Origin of the sequence: Mycolicibacterium llatzerense (assembly GCF_000878195.1) — a bacterium.
In the GTDB taxonomy this organism is placed as follows: Bacteria; Actinomycetota; Actinomycetes; order Mycobacteriales; family Mycobacteriaceae; genus Mycobacterium; species Mycobacterium llatzerense.
On the sequence record NZ_JXST01000013.1, the window covers coordinates 88,305 to 106,677 of the forward strand.

The window sequence follows — 18,373 nt, forward strand, 5'->3', positions numbered from 1 at the left end:
CGCGCCCGCGCCGATCGCCGCGAGGCGCCGAATCCGTCGTATTGAGTTGTACCTCGAGTCCGTCAAGGACTGCTCCCCTCCGTGGCTTCGCTCGGTCAACTGGGGCACGCGTGCTGCCCGCTGCCATTGGCATACCCGCAACCGGCGCGGCTAAACCTCAACCCACGAAGTGCCGGCAAGATTGCAGGCACACTGGTCAGGTGATCGATTTCCGCGGGTACCTGCTGGTCGCCGCCCTGCTCGCCACGACCGCCCTGACACTCGTTCTCGGGATCACCGATCCGGCAGCGCCGCTGTCCTACCCGACATGGTTCCTGGTCTGGAACATGTTTCTGGCCTGGATTCCGATGCTCTTCGCCGGCGCCTTCGCCGCGGTATCCCGGCGCCGGTGGCTGCTGCCGCTGGGGCTGGGCTGGCTGGCGTTCCTGCCGAACGCGCCGTATCTCGTCACCGACCTGGTGCATCTGGGCGAGCAGGACGAGCTGTGGCGCCACGTCCTGCAATACGGGTTCGCCGCGTGGACCGGCATCTTGCTGGGCACCGTGTCGTTGTTACTGGTGCACAAGCGCATCGATCGCGAATTCGGTCCGATCTGGGGTTGGCTCACCGTGGTCGTGTCCGTGGGTCTGTGTGCGATCGGCGTGGTCATCGGCCGGTTTCAGCGGTGGAATTCCTGGGACCTGGTCACCCGGCCGCACGCCGTCGTGGCAGCCACGTTCGAGTGGGTGCGCTCGCCGCTGTCCTACGTGCAATCCACCGGGGTCGGACTGGCGGTCGCCGCGTTCTTCGGGTTGGCCTACGTAACCGTGTGGGCGCTGGGCGGCCTGCGGTTCAGCGCGAATCCAGGAAGGTGATGACCGCCAGCACCCGGCGGTGATCCTCACCCGTGTCGGGCAGGTTCAACTTGCTGAGAATGCTGCGCACGTGCTTTTCGACGGTGCCTTCGGTCACCCAGAGCTGATGAGCGATACCGGCGTTCGACCGGCCCTCCGCCATCAGGGCCAGCACCTCGTGCTCACGTTCGGTCAACACGGCCAGCGGGTCTTCACGTCGCTGCGCCGCGAACAGTTCCTGTACGAGGGCGGGGTCCACCACCGAAGCGCCGCCCGTGATGCGGTGGAGTGTCTCGAGGAAGTCACTCACATCGATGACGCGGCTCTTGAGCAGGTAACCGATGCGCTGGCCGCCACCGAGCAGTTCCATCGCATGCTCGACGTCGACGTGCGCCGACAGCACCAGGATCGCCACATTCGGTAGCTCGCCGCGGATCACCTTGGCGGCGTCCAGGCCCTCGGTCGTGTGCGTCGGCGGCATCCGGATATCGGTCACCACCAGGTCAGGGACGGTCGCCCGGACCAAGGTGAGCAGTTCACCGCTGTCACCGGCCTGCCCGACGACGCTGAAACCAGCGCCGGTCAGCAGACTCGCCACACCTTCCCGAAGCAGCACGTCGTCGTCGGCGATGACGACACGCGTCCCCTCGTTAGCGCCTACTGCGTCCACGTATGTCCTGTTCGTCTCGACCCCATAGCCGCCGTGCCGTCAGACGCCGGACGTGCCGCTCATTGCATTCATCTTGCCTGTCCACCGGGCCCCATCGCGGGCAGTCCTGTGAATCAGCCCCCGACCCGCTGACCGGGGGCTCCTATTGCAGCTAGCCCTACCCCCCATTTGGGCGCTGGCCGTGACGACACCAGCGACGTTCCGGAGCAGTGTAAAGGACAGCCGGACACGGCCAACCGAAGTCATCAGAACACCGAAAGCTGGTAGAGGACAATGCAAATCAACCGGACCCGGATCATCCCGCTGGCCGCGACGGCAGCCGCGGCCCTGGCCATCGTCGTCGCGCCGACCGCGGCCGCCGCCACCCTGCCCACCGATGCCACCGTCACGCAGAGCAACGGGAACGCCCAGATCGTGGCGACCCCGGGTCCGGCCGCCCAGGAGGCCGGCCAACTGCAGCAGCCGTTCGGCGGCGACTACGGCTTCCTGCTGTTCCGCAACCACTGACCTGATCCCGAACCCACCCGTCCGATCCGAAAGCGAGCACCGATCATGAAGAACACCCTGAAGCGCGTCACCGTGTGGTTGTCCATCGCCGCGGTCGGCGGGGCACTTGTGGTGGCACCCGTCGCCGCCGCCGACACCAACCCGACAGTCCCCAATGGCACCGATACCTACAGCCAGTATCAGAACGGCGAGCACAACTCGAATGCCCCGGCCGGCCACATCGATCAATCGTTCTGACGCTTCGGTCCAGTCGCCGTCGGTGCCGCCCTGACCGCGGTTAGGGTCGGTGACGAGATCAGGCGACCAGGCGGGAGGCGGCGAATGAATCCGGCACGATGGAATCCGGCTGTCTCCACCCCGCCGTGGTACGTCGGACTGCTCGTCGCCGCCGGCCTGATCGCCGCCGAGGTCGCGGTGGTGCGGCTGCTGCGCGATCCCCCGCCGCACAGCACCTATGCCATCGTCTTCATGTTCGGGGTGCTGGTGATGAGCGCGGGCTGGGGCCTGGGTCTGTCCGTACTGACCACCGTCGCCAGCGCCATCGCCTACCTGCAGGTGCATCTGGACGGCGGCCCGCTGCTGCCGCTCAAGCCGATCGATGTCCTCACCCTCTCCGTGTTCCTCCCGATCGCCGGAATCGCGAATGTCCTTGGCTGGCAACTGCGTACCCGTGCCCGCGACGCGCACCAGAGCTGGCAGGTCGCCACCGAGGCAACCGAGCGGGTGAGCGAACTCGCCGACCAGCAGGGTGCGCTGCGACGTGTCGCGACCCAGATCGCCGAGGGCAGATCACCGGCCGACGTCCTGTCGAGCGTGGCCGACGAAGTCGCCGCGGTGCTGCACGTGCGCAACGCCGGGCTGGTCCGCTACGAGCCCGGCGGCACCGCAACTCTTGTTGCCGCACACGACGAGCCGGGCCTCACGACGGTCTCCGTCGGGACCACCTTTCCCCTCGACGGCGACGACGTCATCGCGATGGTCCGGACGACGGGTCGCCCCGCACGGATGGACACCCACGCCGACGGTTCGGCGGCGGCGCTCGTCCGCGACCTCGGTCTGCACGCGTGCGTCGGCGTGCCCATCACGGTCGACGGACAGCTTTGGGGCGCAATGATTGTCGGCACGTCCGGTCCGGACGCCCTGCCCGCCGACACCGAACCCTGTCTGACGGATTTCGCCGAACTCATCGCCACGGCCATCGCCAACGCCCACGCGCGCGCCGAGCTCGTCGCGTCCCGCGCCCGCATCGTCACCGCCTCCGACAACGCCCGCCGCAGCATCGAACGCGACCTGCACGACGGTGCCCAGCAGCGGCTCGTCACGCTGGCGCTGCAGGTTCGCACCCTGCAGATGGCGATCCCGCAGGACCCCGCCGAACTCCAGTCCCGTATCGCGGGCATCGGTGACGGGCTGCGGACCGCCAGCGACGAGCTGCGCGAGCTCGCGCACGGGGTGCATCCCGCGATCCTGTCCCGCGGCGGGCTGCGTCCGGCACTGCGCGACCTCGGCCGCCGGGCGCCGCTGCCGGTCGAGGTGCACGTCGACGTCCCGGTGCGGCTGCCGCAAGCCGTTGAGATCGCCGCCTACTACACCGTCGCCGAGGCCCTCACCAACGCCGCCAAGCACGCCCAGGCGTCCGTGGTCACCGTGAACGTCGACACCGACGCCACGTCGCTGCGCATCTCGGTCGCTGACGACGGAGTCGGCGGGGCGTCCCTCGATGCCGGCAGTGGATTGCTCGGCCTCGAGGACCGGGTGGCCGCGCTCGGCGGCAAGTTGCGCCTGACCAGCACCGCGGGCGCCGGCACCACCATGGTCGCGGAGATGCCGCTGGCGGACGAGCCGCTGTCCGCCGGCACAGATACCGGCTAGCAGGAATGCCCAACCAGCATCCCTGCGCGACAATGCAATACATGACGAACCGCCAATCCCTGCGATGCGTCATCGTCGACGACAACGCCGACTACCTGGCCGCTGCAACGGCGCTCCTGCAGCAGGGCGACATCGAGGTCGTCGGTACCGCGCAGTCGATCTCGGACGGGATGCACACCGTCGAACGCCTCCGACCCGACGTCGCGCTGGTGGATGTGAACCTCGGCGAGGAAAACGGATTCGACCTGGTCGCTCAACTGAACTCCCACTCCGGCACCGCCGACGTCATGGCCATCCTGACCTCGACGTTCACCGAGCTGCCCGTCGCGGATCTCACGACCGCCGACGCACCCCCGAGATTTCTGCCGAAACTCGATCTGTCGGGTGACGCGATCCGCGCCCTCATCGGCTGACCGCACAGCACCGCACAGACGAATCGACCCGGCTCCCTGTCAGTGTCACCCCTGGAGAAGCACTGGTCTGTGGAGCCGGGCCGGTCGGCGGGCGCGCGATCAGAAAGGCTGATCCAGCGCGCCGGCGGTCTGGTCGGTCTCGTCGTGGTGGGTGTCCGCGCCGGCGACGGGCGCCAGGGTGACAGCCCCGACCGCGGCGACGGCGGCCAACCAGGGGGCAAAGTGCTTGGCGGTGAGCTTCATCTCGGTGCTCGCTTTCAGGTCGACGGCCGGTGTACCGGAGTGCTTCCATCGTCCTGTTTGACCTGCGCGTTTGTCGCTCCTGCAGGCACCCGTTCCGGCTAGCAGCTAGCTGGCAGACGCCACCTGCGGCCAGCTGTCAGTGCGGGGCTACCGGGCACCTCGGCTGCGCGGTCTCACCCGCCACCGGAACCTGATGACGTGCGCGAACGGTGATGCGTGCGCCCTGGTCGGGGATCAGCGTGACGTGCTTGAGCCGCTGGCCCTCGCCGTCCGCGGCGGTGATTTCCAGCTCGGTGCGGCGCAGCACCTCCCGCAGCACGACGCGCATCTCGACCAGCGCGAACGTCGCGCCGAGACAGCGCCGGTTGCCGCCGCCGAACGGCAGCCACGTGGTCGGGCCGGGGACGGTGCCGACCATCCGGTCCGGGTCGAAGCGCTCGGGGTCGACGTACTGCTCGGCGCTGGCATGCACCAGACCGACGCCCGGCACGACCATGACGCCCTTGGGCAGCCGGTAGCCCCCGATCTCCACCGGCTCGGTCAGCACCCGGCCGACGTCGTAGACCACTGGGCGGATACGCAGCACTTCGCGCCCGATCGCGTCGAGGTACTCGTCGCCGGCCGGATCCCCGGCCGCACTCGCGTGGGCCGCTGCCACGGCCTTTCCCAGCGCATCCGGGTGCCGCGTCAGGCGTTCCAGAGTCCAGGACAGGGCGGTCGCGGTGGTGTCGTGGCCGGCAGCCAACAGCGTCATCAATTGGTCGCGCAGCTCGCGGTCGGTGATGTGCCGGCCGTCCTCGTCGGCGGCCCGGATCAGCATCGCCAGGACGTCGGTGCGCTGGGAGAGCTCCGGGTCGGCCCGCCGTTCGGCGATCTCGGCGTAGAGCAGCGCGTCTGCTGCCACCAGCCGCTTCTTCACGACGGTCCATGGCCACACGCGGTACAGCTGCGGGCGTGCGATCGACAGTGCCGCAACGCCGTTCAGATCAAGGAGTTTCGGCAGCGCGGTGCGTAGCGCGGCGAGACGATCCGGGTCGGTCGCGCCGATCACCGTCTGCAGGATCACTTCGAGCGTGAGCGCCGACATGTGCGGCGCCACCGCGAATTCTGTTCTCACCGGCCAGTTCTCGATGGACTCCACGGCGATGGCGGCCATCGCGCCCGTCTGCCGGTCGACGGCGCCGCGCGTGAACGGTTTGAGCATCAACCGCCGCCGGTCGGCGTGCACCTCGTCGTCGACGACCAGGACCGAGTGCTCGCCCACCAGCCCCTTGAGCATCGAATTGGCCTCGCCCGCATGGAAAATGTGCGGATCGCCGGCGAACACCTGCTTGATGTGGTCGGGATCGGTCAAGTAGACGAAGGTCCCCAACGAGACGATCCGCAGGGTGAACATGGCACCGTATCGCCGCTCGCATTTGGCGACGAAACCCGGCCAGTCTCGCAGCAAGAGTGCGGCCTGAGCCGCCGCCGGTAGCCGCGGCCCCGGAGGCAGATCGGTTCCTCGATGACGCATGTTCGCTCACCCCCATCGGTAAGCCGACTCTACCCATTCGCCACATGGCACGGGGTCGGACGCTGACTTATCATCAGCATCTGCGGCACACTACCGAGGCGGCGACAAGGTGGAACAGAAGCGGCACTACGTGGCTATCGGCCGCGGCGAAGGTCTGGTCGCCCGATTCGGTGACGTGCTGGCGTACATCGCCGACGCCGCCAGGGCCCGTCCTCTCCTCCAGGTGCTCACGACCGCCCCGCCGCCGGCATTGCCCCACGCGCTCGCCACGTTGGCGTCCGGGCCGGAGTCCGACACCGTGCCGCCCTTCGGCGCGCTCGTGCCGGCGGGCGACGGGCTGCACCTCATCGTGCGGGGCGAGGTGATCGCCGACGTCGAGGCGGGCGGCGGTCACCGGCGGGTCAGCGCCGGCGGCCGGCCGTTGGTCGACGAGATCGTCGCGCCGTGGTTCGACCGGATCACGATCTGCACCGCCACAACGACATTCGTGCCCTGCGCGGAGACCGATCTGGTCGCCGGGGTGGTGCCCGGTGCCGGCTTCGTATTGCAGGCGAGTCGGGCGCGGTCAGCTGCCCAGCAGCCACCACCGCAAGCACCCGCGACCACGCGCGCCCGTCCCGTCACCGGAGCGCTGACCGCTGACGACGGGGCCGCGTATCCCTTGGACCGCACGTACATCATCGGCCGCAACCCGATGGTCGACCCCGCGGTGACCAGCGGGGCAGCGACACCCATCAGCCTGCCCGACGACCCGCAGGTGTCCCGGGTCCACGCGTATGTCACGGTCAACGGCGGCATGGTGTTGATCCGCGACGCGGGAACCGCCGCCGGCACCCACATCGCGGCGCCGGGAGACCACGTCTGGACGCAGATCGGCGACCAGCCCTTCGAGTTGCTGCCGGGCTGCTACCTGCGGATCGGCCAGAAAATCCTCACCTACGAGGTATCACCCCAGAGTCAGTAGGCGAGCCTGTCGGCGTCGGACAGAATCTCCCAATTGCCCGTCCGCAACACCCGCAGTGCCTCCGGGCCGACACGTCGCTGCTCGCGGACCGCTTTCTGCACAGCCGCGAGGTCAGCCGGATGGTGCCCGAGCACCGTGGCACCGACGGCACGGCCGCGTGACACCACGAGCCGGCGATAGGACGGCGCCGCAGGCCGATCGATGACCACCACCTCGCCGCCCGGGCCGGGGTCCACCGGACCGATCGAAAACAGCTCCAATTCAACGCCTTTGAGGATGGTCGGTGGCGTCTCGACCGGGACGGTCCGGTCACCGCCGAGCGCATTGACGGCAGCTGCCTCGGCTTGTTCCGTGGCCACCGGCCATAAGCCGAGCACCCGCCCGCCATGCTCGGCCACGTCGCCGGCCGCGTAGACGCCGGGCACCCGGGTCTGCATCCGGTCGTCGACCAGTACCCCTTTGCCGACGGGAAGGCCGGCGTCCCTGGCCAATTCGATGTTGGGCCGGATGCCGGTGGCAGCCAGGAACACCTCGCACGACAGGATCCGGCCGTCCTTGAACCGCACCCCGGTGACGGCAGGGTCGCCCCGCACTTCCGCGGTTTCCGCCTTGTGAGTGATGGTGATTCCCGCCCTGGCGAAGTGCTCGGCCACGAGCTGCGAGCAGCGCGCGTCGATCTGCTTGCTCAGCAACCGGGTCCCGCGTTCCAGCACCGTCACGCGCAGCCCGAGCTGATGTAGGCAGTAGGCCGCCTCCAGCCCCAGCAGGCCACCACCTGCCACGACCGCATGGCGGGCCCGACGCTCCTGCACGTAGGAGCGGATCCGCATGGCATCGGCCGCCGACCGCAGCACGACGCTGCCGGGCCGGTTCAAGCCGGGGATGTCGGGCACCGCGGCGCTCGATCCCATGGCCAGGACCAACCTGTCGTAGGGCAGCTTCTCACCAGTGCCCAACCGGACCAGCTGCGACCGCAGATGGATGCCGGTGGCCCAGGTGTTCAGCCATGCGGTGACGCCATGCTCGTCGTACCACTGCTCGGGCAGCAGGTACAGCCCTTGCATCGCGGACCTGCCGTACACCAGCCGGGAGATGCCCATCCGGTTGTACAGACCGTGAGGTTCGGCTCCCACCACATGGATTTCGCAGTCGGGGTGCCCGCGGCGCAGGAAATCCGCGGCCGTCACTCCCGCGATGCCGTTGCCGATCACCACGACGCTGACGATCGAGCGGTCGTAGCCGACCGGCCTGCTCGCGGTGGTGTCGGCGCGTTCGGGCGTCAGCGACACCGTCACATCCCCGCCCTGAATCCGGGCGCAGCATGCCATTCGGCTGGACTTGCCGAGCCCCAGTCGGTTCAGGGTCTTGAGCTCGTCGGCCTCGGCTGGTGACAGACAACCCATCCCTTCGACGATCGATACCGGGTCGGCACCGCACACGCCCATCCGGCAGCCCGCCTCGATCGCCTGCCCACTGCTTTCCGCGACATCGAGCAGACTCATCCCGATGTCGGCCCCGACGGGGTCCGATCCCGATTCGAAACGCACTCGCACAGCACCGCTTTCGGCGGCAGGGCCGGCCGCGGCGGCCGGCATCGTCGGCGTGTTCAGCAGCACCGGCTCTGCACGGGCACCGGTGAGATAGGCGAACTGCAGTTCGCTGACCCGGGTGCGGGCCAGCCACCACAAGGTCAGGACCCCGATCACCACGGTGATGGGCCACCGCAACCAAGGTGCGTCGACGCCGGTGATCTGTCGCAGGGAGTCGGTGAGGATGGGGCCGGAGAACCAGTAGTAGGCATTGATCGCCACTGCCGCGAAACCCGCCGTCAGCATCGCCTGACTGAGCGGTGTGACGGCCTGCAGCACGTAGCAGAGTCCGACGCTCACCAACACGAAAAGCGCCAGCACACCGTACTTTTCGGTCGCCGTCCCACCCTGCTGGGCATGCACCGTGAAGAAACCGATGATGAATCCCGGTAGGGCCGCCGCGAACAGGACGCGCGGCGCGCTCCACCGCGGTTCGGGGTCCGCCATGTCGGCCTGCCAGGCCGCCCGGGGTTTGAAGTCGTAACAGTTCTTCGCACATCCGACGCAGGACTCACAGTGACTGTTCGGCGACGTGACATACGGCGTCTGGCCGTAGGTGCGCTGCAGCGGCAGCAGCGGGCAGATGGTGGAGCACCAACCGCTCTTGCCCTTGAACGCCAGACCCCCGGCGAAGGCTGACGCGATGATCACCGCCAGCACCGCACCCATCGCCGGGCCGTTGCGGTCCAGGCCGGCCAGTCGTGCCCCGGCGATGCCGAAGAACAGGGCCGCAGCCATCAGGAAGCTGTTGCGCGTCCACCACCCCGGCGCGGTGGCGGCCCGGCTGAAACCGGCCACCCGCGGTAGCTGATTCGACGCCGACAGCGGGCAGATGTTGCGCCACACGCCCGGTGCGATGAAGAACAGCGCCGGCCACAGCGGGACGATGACGCGGAAGAAGACGAACAGTCCGGCCGCTGGCCGCACGAACATCGTGACCACTACCGCGAAGTACGCCAGCACGCTGCCGACCCGCGCCAGCTGCCACACCCGGCGCGAAATCGTGTGCGGCAGTTCGGTGTACGGCGGAAACAGGTCCTTGGTGCCGGTGGGATCGATACCCAGCGCCCGCTCCGCCAGCCGCAGGCCCGCCGGCCGCACAGGGGTCCCTGCGGCCGCTGGGACCGGGACCTCGAGGAGTTTCACCATCTGCATGGTCCGCGTCGGATCATGGGCGACCGCGGCGGCCGGCGGTTGATCCGCGGTCAGCGGTTTGGGGGCGTGCAGCACGATGATCTCGGTCCGCCCCAACCGGATCACGTCACCGGTCGACAACGTGCCGCGCCCCGTCAGTGCCACGCCGTTGACGGTGCTGCCGTTGCTGCTGCCGAGGTCGACGACCGACAGCGCCATCGGGCTCGGCACCAGGCGCAGATGTCGGCGGGACACCTCACCGTCGGCGAGGTTGACGCCGTCGCACTCGCGGCCGAACAGCAGCGGCCTGCTGAGCGTCAACCGGCGAGCCGGCCTGCCCCATTCGCGGACCTCGATCACCGGCGGCTCAGCCATGGTCAGCTCCCCGAGAAGTCGTCACCACGCAGCGCCCGGATGATCTGGGCGAAATTCTCGTGGTCAGCTTAGGTCCGTCGCGAACGGTTTGCCGTCCAATCCGCCCTTGTTGGCACGCTGGTTTCGCTGAAATACCGGTGGAGGGTCTGAGCAGCGGCTCACGCTACGGGAGCGGCCTCACCTCCACTGGCAGCCGCCACCTCGGTGCGACTAGCTCATCGCGCCGTATCAGTCTGTGGGACTGTCACTTTCGCCGTCGCCGTCTTCACCCTCGGTGGGGTACAGCGAGGGGTGGTGGTACTGATTCGTTCTCGGCTGTCCGACGTCGAGTAGTGGTGGTGGGGTCCAGTGGGCGCGGCCGCCGGGGCCCATGGTGGTGGTCCAGCCGCCGGTGTCGGCGAGGCGGTTGTCGCGCCCGCATGCCAGGGTCATGGTGTCGATGTTGGTGAGGCCGTCGTCGCGCCAGTTGGTGATGTGGTGGACCTGGCTGCGGGAGGCGGGGGCGGTGCAGTTGGGTTTGGTGCAGCCGTGGTCGCGGGCGAACAGGGCGAGCCGTTGGGCGGTGCTGGCGGTGCGGGCCGCCCGGCCCAGATAGAGCGGTTGGCCGGTGTGGTTGTCGAAGACGGCCAGGTAGTTGTCCGAACCTTGCGCGGCCATCCGGATCAAGTCTTTGACCGGGAGTGTGGTGCCGGTGTGGGTGAGTGCCACCCCGGCACGCTTTTCCAGCTCGGTGATGGTGGTGGTGGCGACCACGGTGACCGGGAATCCGTTGTGCACACCGGATGTTCCGGAGGCGAGCATCATCCGGCCCACCATTTTGAACGCGTCGTACTGGCGTTGCGCCAGGGTGCGGGTGTCGTTGTCGATCTGCTCCTGCGTCGGCGTACCTGAGAGGCAGGGCTGTGGGTCGGCGGGGTTGCACATGCCGGGGGCGGCGTACTTGTCGAACAGTGCCTGCCAGTAGGCGCGGCCTTCGGGGTCGAGTTGGGCGGTGACGTCGGTGCGGCCGTCGGGCCGCTGCTTACCCATGACGAACGACCGTTTCGGGTCGGGTTCGTCATCGTCAGGTTCGGGCCCGTCTTGATCGAGCCGATACAACAAGTCGTTGGCCGCCCGCCGCAGGTCCTCAGGGGTCTTGACCCGGGCATCGGCCACCAGATCGGCCTCGCACTGCAACAGGGTTGCCGGGTCCACCCACAACGGCACCTTCTCAAAAAAGTAGGTGATCACCGCGACGTGCTCGATATTGATGGTGCCTTCGGCCAGCGCCTGAGCGACCAGTTCCCACACCGGCCCCAACGGCTCGCCGGTGATCGCCGATCGAGGCCCGAGGTTGTCGGTGTCCCGCACCCGGCGACGGGCTTCCTCGCGGCTGATCCGGTGCCGGATGTGCAGGACCTCCGGCCAGTCTTTGGCCCCGATCTCCTTGGCGGTGGCCTGCGTCTGCGCCGCCGCGAGAATCTGATGGTCGACCGCCTCGGCGGCGCACTTCAACGTTTCGCGGCGGGACTGCAGCGCCAACAACACGGGGACGGGCAGCCCGGTGTAGTCCAGGGACGCGATCCGGGCCGCGGCGGCTTCGTAGGCGGCGTAGGCCTCCTCGACGACGGCCGCATCGGTCAATCCCATGCTTCGAACACTAGTTCGAAGCACTGACATTTCGCAGTGCCGAATGTGCTGCTAGTTACCTACCGTGACCAGCGAAAACAAAGTGACCAAAGTTATTTCGAAAAATGAACTCAGTCGCCGGTCCGCACGAACTTGTCGGTGAAGTCACCGCCCTTGCACTCCCCACCGGTCGAGGTGTTGGTGCCATGACCTTCGAGCGTCTGAATCGGATCCGCCAACTGCGTCGGCAGCGGATATTCGGCGCTGATCTTGGTGTGCGTGGTCCCGCCGAGCGCGCACGGAACGGTCCCTTCCTCGGTGCGCGTCCACTTGCCGGCAGCGAAGACCAACGTGACCACACCATCCATCGCGTGGAACGCACTGATGCACCGGTCTCCGGTGCGCAGGCACTGCGTGCGGACCTGCAGATCCGGCGCACCCGGAGCGAAGCCGCCGACCGAGTAGACGACGTTCTCGTGGTAGCGGCCGTACAGGGTCGAAGCCGGCGATGTGGTGCGAGGCGGCAGACCGGCGGGGTCGGGCACACCGCTTACCTCGCCGTCACCGGTGCGGGTGAACGTGACCGTCCGTTTGACGCTGCTGCACCCGTTGACGGCGCTTCGGCTGGTCTCGCCGGCCAGGGTGCCGTCGGGCTTGGGCGTCAGGGTGAAGACCACCCACACTTCGGTTGGCGGCTCGTTGGGGGCATCGCTACATTTCACGGCCCCAGTCGCGACAGCGACCCAATCACCGGAAATCTGGTCGAACGTCATGTTCGAGACCACGGGAATCGAGCTCTTGCCCGTGTACGAGGCATTGGCGATGCACCCGTTGGAGCCGCAGGACGACCGCACGTCCCACTGGCCCGTCATTGCCGGCCCGCCGGGTATGGCCTTGCCTTCCAGATCGGTGGCCGGTCCGTACTCGGCGCGGTACCTGCCGCTGAAACCGGTGCCGGCCGCGGTCGCGGTCGGGCTGGGCGCGGCCGGCTTCCCGCCGGGACGGTCGGACCGGCCGAGGAGCCGCACCCCGGCGAACACCCCGCCGGCGACGACCAGCAGGGCGACCACCGCCAGGACCGCGATGAGCACGCCCGAGCGGGACGAGCGGGCCGGCGGCGGGCCGAATTGGGTAGGCGGGCTCAGCGACGGCTGGTTCAGGTGCGGTGGTGGCTTGAGCGTCGGTGGGTTCAGCGGTGGCTGCGCGGGTGCGGCCATGGTCGGTTGGTTGCGAAAATCGTTGGACCCCATGGGCGCCGGCCGCATCGCCTGTTGCTGCAGGGCCTGCGCGAACTCCCCGCAACTGGCGAAGCGGGCGGCAGGCGTCTTCGACATCGCCCGGGCCAGCACCGGATCCAGGCCACGCAGTTCTGGGCGGTGCTCCCCCAACGACGGCGCTGGGGCGGTGACGTGTTTGGTGATGACGACCGCCGGATTGCTGTCCGCATACGGCGGGTTCCCGGTCAGCAGCTGGAATGCCGTGCACGCCAAGGCATATTGATCGGTGCGGCCGTCCATCCCCTCACCCCGGAGCTGCTCGGGCGCGGCGTACGCCACCGTCCCGACCGCCATGTTCGTCGCAGTCAGACCGGACGCGTCGTTCATGGGCCGGGCGATCCCGAAGTCGGCGAGGAAGATGCGTGACGTCTCGGCGTCCAGCAAGATGTTGGCCGGCTTCACATCTCGGTGCAACAGTTCACGGCGGTGCGCATGGTCGAGCGCCGAGGCCACGGCAGAGATGATCGGCAGCGCCACCTCCGGCGGCATCCCGGTGGGATAGTGGTCGCGCAGCAGCTGCGCGGCATCGGTCCCGGCCACGTAGTCCATCGAGATCCAGAGCTGGCCGTCGCACTCCCCCCGGTCGTGGACGCCGAGGATGTTGGGGTGCGACAACGTGGACACCAGGTCCGCTTCGCGCAGGAACCGCGGTCCGTACTCCGGGTCCACGGTCAGTTCGGCCGACAGCACCTTCACCGCGTCCAGTCGCGGCAGCCGCGGATGCGAAGCGAGATACACACTGCCCATGCCGCCCGCGCCCAATTTCCGCCGGATCGTGTAACCGGCGAAAACCTGACCCTCGGTGAGCAACACGGGCAAATCGTAGGCCCGCCGTGGTGCCTACGCAGGCAACGCGGACAAATCCGCCCAACGGACCAGTTCGGCCCATCTCAGTCCCGGTGTCGATACAGTCCGACGATGCACGCCGACGCGCTGAACCGTCTCGCCGATGCCCTGCCGGCCGGCGCGCTGATCACCGACCCGGACATCATCGGGCGCTACCGCCGGGATTCGGCGGCCGACCCGAACGCCGGCACTCCGCTCGCCGTGGTGCGCCCCGCCGGCACTGCCGACGTGCAACACGTGCTGCGGTGGGCCTCCGAACACCACATCGCCGTGGTGCCACGCGGCGCGGGGTCGGGCCTGTCCGGTGGCGCCGACGCCGTCGACGGCTCGGTGGTGCTGAGTACCGAACGCATGCGGGACATCCGGATCGATCCGGCCACCCGGACCGCGGTGGTTCAGCCGGGCCTGACCAACACCGAGGTCAAGCGCGCGGCCGCCGGACACGGCTTGTGGTACCCGCCGGACCCGTCGTCCATCGACATCTCCTCGATCGGCGGCAACGCTGCGACCAACGCGGGCGGCCTGTGTTGCGTGAAGTACGGCGTCACGGGTGATTACGTGCTCGGCATGGAGGTCGTGCTGGCCGACGGCACGGCGCTGCGGCTTGGCGGGCCTCTGCTGAAAGACGTTGCGGGACTGTCCTTGACGAAGCTGTTCATCGGATCGGAGGGCATTCTCGGTGTCATCACCGAGCTCACGCTGCGGTTGATCCCGAGCCAGCCACCCGCCTCGACGGTGGTTGCCGTGTTCGACTCCGTCGCCGCCGCCGCGAACGCCGTCGTCGCCATCACTGCCGAAATCCGCCCGGCGATGCTGGAATTCATGGACCACGCGAGCATCAACGCCGTCGAGGACCACCTGAGAATGGGCCTCGACCGGTCCGCCCGAGCCATGCTGCTGATGCAGTCCGACGCGCCGGGGGCCGCCGCCGAGGAAGTGGCAACCATCATCGCCAACTGTGAGAAGTGCGGTGCCACAGACATTTTCGCCACCGATGACCCGGCCGAAGGGGCGGCGTTCACCGCGGCCCGCCGCGGCATGTTCGGCGCGGTCGAGAAACTCGGCAGCCTGCTGCTGGAGGACGTGGGCGTCCCGATACCCCAACTGCCCGCGATGGTCACCGGGGTCGAGGACATCGCCGAGACGTGCGACGTGCAGATCTACATGGTGGCGCACGCCGGGGACGGCAACACCCATCCGATCATCGTGTACGACCCCACCGACCCCGATGCCACCGACCGCGCCGAGCGCGCGTTCGCGCGCATCATGGAGCTGGCCATCGGGCTGGGCGGCACCATCACCGGCGAGCACGGCGTCGGACGCCTGAAACGGGACTGGCTGCCCAGTCAGCTCGGCGACGACGTCATGGCGTTGACCCGGCGCATCAAAGATGCGCTGGACCCGCAGGGCATCCTCAACCCTGGTGCAGTACTGCGGTAGTCACCTCGACGTGGGCCAGGACCCGTCCCGCGTCGTCGCCGCGGACGGCGCCGGTCGACCCCGGTTGTCCCACAGCGTGGCGCGAAAACTCGATCTCACGCGCGCGTCGCCTGGAGGTAACCAACGGTCCGTACAGTCGCTCTCATGTCCGAAGCACCCATGAGCCTCACCGAGCAGACCTTCCGGGATCTGCTCACCGCGGCCATCACGCAGGGACAACGGCCGCCGCCCACCACCATCCTGGGCCCGACCTGCTGGATTGCCATCGACGTGCTCGCCCGCGAGCACCCTGATGCCGCCCCTGAACGGGTCGTCGCCGCGTTCGACGCGTTCGCGATCGAGCACCTGGAGATCGACCGGAGCGAGTCCCCGGCCGACGTTGACCCGGTCACCGCGCGGGTGGCCGAATACGCCGCCATCGACGCGCTCGTGGCCCAGCTGAGCATCACTTACCCGAGCACCGACCCCAGAACCGTGACGGCCGTGGTGCGCCGCATTCACGCCGATTTCCACGATCACGCTGTGCGGGACTTCATCCCACTATTCGTCGAGCAGGCCGCACACCGGAAACTCGCCTAGCTCGACCGGCATCCGGAGCAGCTCCAGCCTGGCAAGGTAGTGCCAGTGTCCACTCATCTGACGGCCGAAGAGGCCATGCTCGTCGAGACCGTGCGCGCGTTCGTCGACCGCGACGTCAAGCCCACGGTGCGCGACGTCGAACACGCCAACACCTATCCCGAGGCGTGGATCGAGCAGATGAAGCAGATCGGCATCTACGGGCTGGCCATCCCCGAGGAATACGGCGGTTCCCCGGTGTCGATGCCGTGTTATGTCGAAGTGACACAGGAACTCTCACGCGGCTGGATGAGCCTCGCCGGCGCCATGGGCGGCCACACCGTGGTGGCCAAGCTCATCGGTTTGTTCGGCACCGAGGCGCAGAAGCAGGCGTATCTGCCGCGGATGGCCACCGGCAAGCTGCGCGCGACCATGGCCCTCACCGAGCCCGGCGGCGGCTCTGATCTGCAGAACATGTCGACCACCGCGCGCCCGGACGGCCCCGACCTGGTGATCAACGGCGCCAAGACGTGGATCAGCAACGCGCGCCGGTCAGGGCTCATCGCACTGCTGTGCAAGACCGACCCCACCGCAGAGCCGCGGCACAAAGGCATTTCGGTGGTGCTCGTCGAACACGGTCCCGGCCTGACGGTGTCGCGCGATCTGCCCAAGCTGGGCTACAAGGGCGTCGAATCCTGTGAGCTGACGTTCGACGGCTACCGCATACCCGCGTCGGCGATCCTCGGCGGTGAGCCCGGTAAGGGGTTCGGGCAGATGATGAAAGGCCTTGAGACAGGCCGGATTCAGGTCGCCTCGCGGGCTCTCGGCGTCGCCACCGCGGCGCTGGAGGACGCGCTCAAATACTCCCAGGAGCGCGAGAGCTTCGGTCAGCCGATCTGGCAGCACCAGTCGGTCGGCAACTACCTGGCGGACATGGCCACGAAGCTGACGGCCGCCCGTCAGCTGACGCGGTACGCCGCCGAGCGCTACGACAGCGGCGAACGCTGCGACATGGAGGCCGGTATGGCCAAGCTGTTCGCATCCGAGATCGCCATGGAGATCGCGCTCAACGCCGTCCGAATCCACGGCGGCTACGGCTATTCCACCGAATATGACGTCGAACGCTACTTCCGTGACGCCCCGCTGATGATCGTCGGCGAGGGCACCAATGAGATCCAGCGCAACGTGATCGCAGCGCAGTTGGTCGCCCGCGGTGGGCTGTGATGGATTGTGATGGATTGTGATGCGTAGGGTACGCGCCGCCGACACACTCGGTTTCGTCCTCGCCGCGGCCGTCGTCGGGGCGTTGACGGGTTTGGCGGCGGGCAGCTTCCGGGTGCTGCTCGACTACGCGACGCAGTGGCGTGCCTCCCTGTCGCACTGGTCCCACGAAAGTTGGTGGGGCCCCATCGTCGTCGTGGCCATCTGCGCCGTCTGCACCGCGGCTGCCGCCTCGCTGGTTCGCCGCGTCGAACCGAACGCCGAGGGCAGTGGCATCCCCCGCGTCGAGTCCGTCGTCGCCGGCCGCGCCGAGCCGGGCCGCTTCCGAATCCTGCCCATCAAGTACGTCGGCGGGCTGCTGTCCCTGGGGTCGGGCCTCGCTCTCGGGCGCGAGGGGCCGTCCGTGCAGATGGGTGGCTCCATCGCGATCATCGTGGCGTCGGCGACGCGCCGTTCCCAAGCTGATCTGCGCATTCTCGCCGCCGCCGGAGCGGCCGCCGGTTTGGCGACCGCGTTCAACGCCCCGATCGCCGGCGGCGTGTTCGTGCTGGAGGAGCTCGTCAAACGCTTCGATCCGCGCACTACGGTCGCCACGCTGGTCGCCTCCGCGTCCGGATTCATGGCGGCCTACCCGTTCGTGCGCTCGGGCAGCGAGTTCCAGGTGCCGGCGCTGGCCGATCCGCAGCTGGCGGGCTCCGGTTGGGTGCTGGCCGTGGGCGTGCTCACCGGCGTCCTGGGAGTCCTCTACAACAAGGCCATCATGTTCGGCCTCCGCACCGCCGATACCAGCCGCTGGCCGGTCGAGGTCCGCGCCGCACTCATCGGTGCCGGCGTCGGGGTCCTGGTCTGGTACTCCCCCCATCTGGCCGGCGGCGGCGACCAACTCACGCAGGAAGCACTACTCGGCCACGGCGCCATCGGTGCCGTCACCGCGGTGCTGGTGCTGCGGTTCGTCCTCGGTGTGGTGTCGTATGCCGCGGGCACCCCGGGCGGTCTGTTCGCCCCGATGCTCGTGCTCGGCGCCGACGTCGGATTGATCGTTGGCCTGATCGCGGCACACCTCGCGCCGCATTCCGCGCCCAGCCCGGCCGCACTCGCCCTCATCGGGATGGCTGCGTTCTTCACCGCCAGCGTCCAGGCGCCGGTGACGGGCCTGATCCTCGCCACCGAACTCACGGGCAGCACAAACCAGCTGCCCCCGATGCTCGGTGCCTGCGCGACGGCGCTGCTGGTCGCCATCGCTCTCGGCTCACGCCCGATCTACGACCTGCTCACCGACCGGGCTGCCACTGCGGCTGCTACGCCATAGC

16 protein-coding genes are annotated in these 18,373 nt (G+C 68.5%); 10 read left to right on the top strand and 6 right to left on the bottom strand.

Annotated elements, in window-relative coordinates; genetic code table 11:
* Positions 1-200 precede the first annotated feature (200 nt).
* Positions 201-854 carry a DUF1361 domain-containing protein gene (locus tag TL10_RS11280; RefSeq protein ID WP_043400716.1) on the top strand — a complete coding sequence of 218 codons (654 nt, stop codon included), beginning with the start codon at positions 201-203 and terminating at the stop codon, positions 852-854.
* On the opposite strand, the gene TL10_RS11285 is transcribed toward TL10_RS11280, so the two are convergent.
* Entirely contained in the window at positions 832-1,503 is a 672-nt protein-coding gene (locus TL10_RS11285) for a response regulator (RefSeq protein ID WP_043400713.1), read from the bottom strand. The genes TL10_RS11280 and TL10_RS11285 overlap by 23 nt on opposite strands.
* Positions 1,504-1,776: 273 nt before the next feature.
* Between TL10_RS11285 and TL10_RS11290 the strand changes: the two genes are divergently transcribed.
* From TL10_RS11290 to TL10_RS11305, 4 genes are all read left to right on the top strand, one after another.
* Positions 1,777-2,010 carry a hypothetical protein gene (locus TL10_RS11290; RefSeq protein WP_043985718.1) on the top strand — a complete coding sequence of 78 codons (234 nt, stop codon included), beginning with the start codon at positions 1,777-1,779 and terminating at the stop codon, positions 2,008-2,010.
* A gap of 45 nt (positions 2,011-2,055) precedes the next feature.
* Complete coding sequence (locus TL10_RS11295) at positions 2,056-2,247, top strand: hypothetical protein (protein WP_043400709.1); 192 nt, start codon at positions 2,056-2,058, stop codon at positions 2,245-2,247.
* Positions 2,248-2,331: 84 nt separating this feature from the next.
* The gene (locus TL10_RS11300) at positions 2,332-3,882 is read left to right on the top strand and encodes a GAF domain-containing sensor histidine kinase (protein ID WP_043985719.1); all 1,551 of its coding nucleotides are present in this window, start codon (positions 2,332-2,334) and stop codon (positions 3,880-3,882) included.
* A 41-nt stretch (positions 3,883-3,923) separates the two neighbouring features.
* Complete coding sequence (locus tag TL10_RS11305; protein ID WP_052506392.1) at positions 3,924-4,295, top strand: LytR/AlgR family response regulator transcription factor; 372 nt, start codon at positions 3,924-3,926, stop codon at positions 4,293-4,295.
* Positions 4,296-4,394: 99 nt separating this feature from the next.
* On the opposite strand, the gene TL10_RS31425 is transcribed toward TL10_RS11305, so the two are convergent.
* Both TL10_RS31425 and TL10_RS11310 read right to left on the bottom strand, forming a co-directional pair.
* Positions 4,395-4,538 carry a hypothetical protein gene (locus TL10_RS31425; RefSeq protein WP_192830214.1) on the bottom strand — a complete coding sequence of 48 codons (144 nt, stop codon included), beginning with the start codon at positions 4,536-4,538 and terminating at the stop codon, positions 4,395-4,397.
* A 136-nt stretch (positions 4,539-4,674) separates the two neighbouring features.
* Positions 4,675-6,054, bottom strand: a complete 1,380-nt coding sequence (locus TL10_RS11310; protein ID WP_043985720.1) for a cytochrome P450 — start codon at positions 6,052-6,054, stop codon at positions 4,675-4,677.
* A 109-nt stretch (positions 6,055-6,163) separates the two neighbouring features.
* Between TL10_RS11310 and TL10_RS11315 the strand changes: the two genes are divergently transcribed.
* Positions 6,164-7,018 (top strand): FHA domain-containing protein, encoded by an 855-nt coding sequence (locus TL10_RS11315; protein WP_043985721.1) that lies wholly within the window; start codon positions 6,164-6,166, stop codon positions 7,016-7,018.
* Here the strand turns inward: TL10_RS11315 and TL10_RS11320 are convergent.
* The 3 genes from TL10_RS11320 to TL10_RS32025 all read right to left on the bottom strand — a co-directional run bounded on the left by TL10_RS11320 (position 7,012) and on the right by TL10_RS32025 (position 13,814).
* Complete coding sequence (locus TL10_RS11320; protein WP_043985722.1) at positions 7,012-10,116, bottom strand: FAD-dependent oxidoreductase; 3,105 nt, start codon at positions 10,114-10,116, stop codon at positions 7,012-7,014. The genes TL10_RS11315 and TL10_RS11320 overlap by 7 nt on opposite strands.
* Positions 10,117-10,344: 228 nt before the next feature.
* Positions 10,345-11,745 carry an HNH endonuclease signature motif containing protein gene (locus TL10_RS11325; RefSeq protein WP_082067923.1) on the bottom strand — a complete coding sequence of 467 codons (1,401 nt, stop codon included), beginning with the start codon at positions 11,743-11,745 and terminating at the stop codon, positions 10,345-10,347.
* Positions 11,746-11,855: 110 nt separating this feature from the next.
* The gene (locus tag TL10_RS32025) at positions 11,856-13,814 is read right to left on the bottom strand and encodes a serine/threonine-protein kinase (RefSeq protein WP_052506388.1); all 1,959 of its coding nucleotides are present in this window, start codon (positions 13,812-13,814) and stop codon (positions 11,856-11,858) included.
* A 105-nt stretch (positions 13,815-13,919) separates the two neighbouring features.
* Between TL10_RS32025 and TL10_RS11335 the strand changes: the two genes are divergently transcribed.
* From TL10_RS11335 to TL10_RS11350, 4 genes are all read left to right on the top strand, one after another.
* A complete protein-coding gene (locus TL10_RS11335) occupies positions 13,920-15,287 on the top strand; it encodes an FAD-binding oxidoreductase (protein ID WP_043985724.1) in 1,368 nt (455 codons plus the stop codon).
* A 144-nt stretch (positions 15,288-15,431) separates the two neighbouring features.
* On the top strand, positions 15,432-15,866 hold the full coding sequence (locus TL10_RS11340) for a three-helix bundle dimerization domain-containing protein (RefSeq protein WP_043985725.1): 435 nt from the start codon (positions 15,432-15,434) through the stop codon (positions 15,864-15,866).
* Between the two features lie 45 nt (positions 15,867-15,911).
* Positions 15,912-17,066, top strand: a complete 1,155-nt coding sequence (locus TL10_RS11345; RefSeq protein WP_043985767.1) for an acyl-CoA dehydrogenase family protein — start codon at positions 15,912-15,914, stop codon at positions 17,064-17,066.
* Positions 17,067-17,085: 19 nt separating this feature from the next.
* Complete coding sequence (locus TL10_RS11350) at positions 17,086-18,372, top strand: H(+)/Cl(-) exchange transporter ClcA (RefSeq protein WP_043985726.1); 1,287 nt, start codon at positions 17,086-17,088, stop codon at positions 18,370-18,372.
* The last annotated feature ends 1 nt before the right edge of the window (position 18,373 follow it).

Bases quoted from the DNA above. Each gene is read 5' to 3' on its own strand.
- TL10_RS11290 (WP_043985718.1), top strand. From the start codon at position 1,777: ATGCAAATCAACCGGACCCGGATCATCCCGCTGGCCGCGACGGCAGCC.
- TL10_RS11295 (WP_043400709.1), top strand. From the start codon at position 2,056: ATGAAGAACACCCTGAAGCGCGTCACCGTGTGGTTGTCCATCGCCGCG.
- TL10_RS11300 (WP_043985719.1), top strand. From the start codon at position 2,332: ATGAATCCGGCACGATGGAATCCGGCTGTCTCCACCCCGCCGTGGTAC.
- TL10_RS11305 (WP_052506392.1), top strand. From the start codon at position 3,924: ATGACGAACCGCCAATCCCTGCGATGCGTCATCGTCGACGACAACGCC.
- TL10_RS31425 (WP_192830214.1), bottom strand. From the start codon at position 4,538: ATGAAGCTCACCGCCAAGCACTTTGCCCCCTGGTTGGCCGCCGTCGCC.
- TL10_RS11310 (WP_043985720.1), bottom strand. From the start codon at position 6,054: ATGCGTCATCGAGGAACCGATCTGCCTCCGGGGCCGCGGCTACCGGCG.
- TL10_RS11320 (WP_043985722.1), bottom strand. From the start codon at position 10,116: ATGGCTGAGCCGCCGGTGATCGAGGTCCGCGAATGGGGCAGGCCGGCT.
- TL10_RS11325 (WP_082067923.1), bottom strand. From the start codon at position 11,745: ATGGGATTGACCGATGCGGCCGTCGTCGAGGAGGCCTACGCCGCCTAC.
- TL10_RS11335 (WP_043985724.1), top strand. From the start codon at position 13,920: ATGCACGCCGACGCGCTGAACCGTCTCGCCGATGCCCTGCCGGCCGGC.
- TL10_RS11340 (WP_043985725.1), top strand. From the start codon at position 15,432: ATGTCCGAAGCACCCATGAGCCTCACCGAGCAGACCTTCCGGGATCTG.
- TL10_RS11350 (WP_043985726.1), top strand. From the start codon at position 17,086: ATGCGTAGGGTACGCGCCGCCGACACACTCGGTTTCGTCCTCGCCGCG.